This is a genomic window from bacterium, from assembly GCA_018812485.1.
In the GTDB taxonomy this organism is placed as follows: domain Bacteria; phylum JAHJDO01; class JAHJDO01; order JAHJDO01; family JAHJDO01; genus JAHJDO01.
The window spans coordinates 1-3,287 of record JAHJDO010000158.1; the positions used below are offsets into that span (position 1 = coordinate 1).

Consider the following 3,287-nt stretch of genomic DNA (forward strand, 5'->3'; position numbering starts at 1 on the left):
CGTCTAGGCCGACAGCGGTCGCCCAAGAACCACACCGGCCCCAACATGAGACCCTATCTTCGCGTCGCGAACGTATACGAGGATCGGATCGACACCTCCAGCGTCCTGGAGATGAACTTCTCCCCGGATGAGTTCGAGACGTACCGCCTTGAAAACGGGGACGTCCTCCTGAATGAAGGGCAGAGCCTTCACCTGGTTGGAAGACCGGCCATCTACCGGGGCGAAGTCCCCGGGGCGTGTTTCCAGAACACCCTCGTCCGCTTTCGCCCGTGTCCCGGTCTCCGATCCGAGTTCGCGTTGATGGTATTCCGTGGGTACCTGCACACCCAGAGGTTCATGCGGATTGCCCGGTGGACGACGAACATCGCCCATCTCGGGGCCGGGCGTTTCGCAGAGATAGAGTTCCCCCTCGCCCCGTTCCCCGAACAAGAGCGCATCGTCCAGGCCGTCGAGTCCTACCTCACCCGCCTCGACGCCGCCGTGGCGACCCTGGAGCGGGTGCAAACGAACCTGCGGCGGTACCGGGCGTCGGTGATCAAGGCGGCGGTGGAGGGGCAGCTCGTCCCCACCGAGGTAGAGCTGGCCCGTGCCGAGGGCCGGGACTACGAGCCCGCCTCCGCCCTGCTGGAACGTGTCCTGAAGGAGCGTCGCCACCGGTGGGCGGAGTCGGGGAAGAAGGGCAAGTACATGGAGCCCGTCGCGCCGGACGTGGACGGGCTGCCGGAGCTGCCCGAGGGATGGTCATGGACTTCGTTCGTAGCCATCTCAGAGCATCGCCTGGGGAAGATGCTCGACAAGCAGAAGAACCTCGGCATTCCCCGCCCGTACTTGAGAAACGCTAACGTGAGGTGGTTCGGATTCGACCTCGATTCCGTCAACGAGATGCGTGACCGGGACGAAGAACTTGATGATGTGTCAGTCAGGGAGGGTGATCTGGTTGTATGTGAGGGAGGGGAACCCGGTCGCGCTGCTGTCTGTAAGGTGGACCCCATCCTTCGGACCAGGAATCGCCAGTTCTTAGATAGAGGCGTGGTCCTCCGACGTTTGTTTGAGGGGGCTGCAGGCCCCCGATTTCTTCCCGAGATTGCGAAAGCAAACTCGGGATCCTGATCCCCGCCCGCTACAGGCGGGTGGGTACCCCCCGAGGGGGGTGAAATTTCCGTTGTTGAATCTTGCACCATCAGCACACGCGATGTCATCAGGTCAGATACACCGACGCTGGCGTGTGGTAGCCCAGCGACTGATGGAGGCGTTCGTGATCGTAGAACGTCAAATACGCTGCCAGGTTCCTCGACGCCTCTGGAAGCGTCCGGTAGTCCTTGAGGTACACCTCCTCGTACTTCACGGAACGCCATAGCCGCTCGATGAAGATGTTGTCGACGAATCGCCCGCGGCCATCCATGCTGATCGCCACGTCCGCATCCTTCAAACACCCTGTGAAATCGTCGCTGGTGAACTGGCTGCCCTGATCCGTGTTGAAGATGTCTGGCCTCCCAAAACCCTCCAGAGCCTCCTGGAGAGCATCGAGACAGAACGTGGTCTCCAGGGAGTTCGACAACCGCCAGGTGAGTACGTAGCGGCTGTACCAGTCCATGATGGCCACCAGGTAGGCATAGCCGTGAGTTAAATGGATGTAGGTGATGTCGCTGCACCACACCTGGTTCGGCCGCACGACTTGCAAATCGCGCAGCAGGTATGGGTACTTCTTGTCCTCCGGGGCCGCTTTTGTTGTTCGAGGTCTCGCGTAAATCGCCTGGATACCCATTACGCCCATCAGGCGCTGGATGCGCTTGCGATTCACGCTGTGGCCCTCTTGGTTGAGGTGCGCTGTGATGCGCCGCGAACCATAGAATGGCCACTTCGTATACAGCTCGTCGATACGTTTCATCAGATTCAGGTTTGCCGCCGATTCGTTCTGCGGCACGTAGTACACCGACGATCTGATCACCGCCGCCAGTTCGCACTGGCTGCGGATGCTTAGCCCCGGCCAAGGACGAATCCATGATCGTCGCTCCTCAGCCGAGGCCCTGTGAGTTTTTTTTAAGCCAGTCCAGTTCCACCTTCAGGCGGCCAATCTCCTCGTACAATGCAGACTCGCGTCGGGCACTTTCCTGCTCATCACGGTCGGGTCTGGTCGAGAAGATCTCCGGGAGCCGCGCGATGGCGTCCTTCTTCCACTGGTTGACCTGAGACGCATGAATTTCAAATTCGCTGGCGAGCTGGGCGATGGTCTTGTCTTCCTTGATCGCCGCCCTGGCCACCCTGGCCTTGAACGCTGCTGAGTGGGAACGTCTTTTTCGCAACCGATTCTTCCGCATGGCCGAACTCCTCCTTGTCGGAGGCCAAGCCTCAACCTATCACATGGCATACTCTATGCAGGAGTGGTCCGAAAATTGGGGTCCACCATAGAGTACCCGATCAAGATAAGGATGTTCAGAGACGAGGGCGAGGCGGTGGCCTGGTTGAACAGGGCTTGATCCTCGCATCGAGGAACGCGAAACCCGGCCCGGCGATCACATTGATGACCGGCGCTACTCTCTCGCAGTCGTCAAGCAGCATCTCCCCGTGGCGGGATCGGCCATAGGCACCCACGATGTCCGTTGTGACGCCTCTCAGTCGAGGACACCACCGCCAGGCCCGAGGTTGCCCAAGTTGCGTGCAAATAGACATCTTGAAGCCCCGATACGCACAGGGGATTTTGCGCACCCGGATCGGGGGGTTCTCGGAGAATTCGGTCAGAGGCTTTTTGCCCAGGGAGAAAATTAGGCTGGGCTACCGGGAGGCGTGCCGGGCTGAAACGGGTTCACGAAGCAACGGTTACGGGGTACGGGCCGCCGCGGGGGTGCGGCACAGGTCTTGCCTCAGGGGCAGATCGTCCCGGCGATCTCCCAGATGTTGTTGGCCTCGTCGCACTCGTCGTGGTCGCCGGTCCCGGTGCCGTCGTCGTCCACGACGATGCGGATGCCGTCGCCCCAGTCCTCCGGATCGATCTCGAAGGTCTCGCCGCCTACCTGGGTGCCGTAGCGCAGCTCGCCGATGTTCTGGACCGCCAGCAGCGTTTCGCCGTCAGCGTGGTCGGCGTACAGCGCCACCGAGATCAACCCTGCTGCGTCGGCGTGCCCTTGGTTGGCCACGCCCCACGACACCTTGACCGGCCCGTGGTCACAAGAGGCGATACAGACCTCACCGGCCACCGCCGCCAGGTCAGGCAACCCGTCCCCGGGCGGCCGCGCCCGGAACATGTTGTTGTGTCGCCAGAACGCAGGTGTCGGCTACTCCACCGTCCC

Annotated in this window: 3 protein-coding genes; 1 reads left to right on the forward strand and 2 read right to left on the reverse strand. The window is 61.5% G+C overall.

Going from position 1 to position 3,287, the window contains the following annotated elements; all coding sequences use genetic code 11:
* The coding region (locus KKC91_12685) for a restriction endonuclease subunit S (protein MBU0479399.1) at positions 1–1,110 on the forward strand (1,110 nt) is incomplete at its 5' end.
* An 88-nt stretch (positions 1,111–1,198) separates the two neighbouring features.
* On the opposite strand, the gene KKC91_12690 is transcribed toward KKC91_12685, so the two are convergent.
* Together KKC91_12690 and KKC91_12695 are read right to left on the reverse strand one after the other, a co-directional pair.
* A protein-coding gene (locus tag KKC91_12690; GenBank protein ID MBU0479400.1) for an IS3 family transposase occupies positions 1,199–2,318 on the reverse strand; the annotation gives its coding sequence in 2 pieces (ribosomal slippage) (positions 1,199–2,030 and positions 2,029–2,318; 1,122 coding nt in all).
* Between the two features lie 543 nt (positions 2,319–2,861).
* Positions 2,862–3,242 (reverse strand): hypothetical protein, encoded by a 381-nt coding sequence (locus KKC91_12695; GenBank protein ID MBU0479401.1) that lies wholly within the window; start codon positions 3,240–3,242, stop codon positions 2,862–2,864.
* Positions 3,243–3,287: the final 45 nt, after the last annotated feature.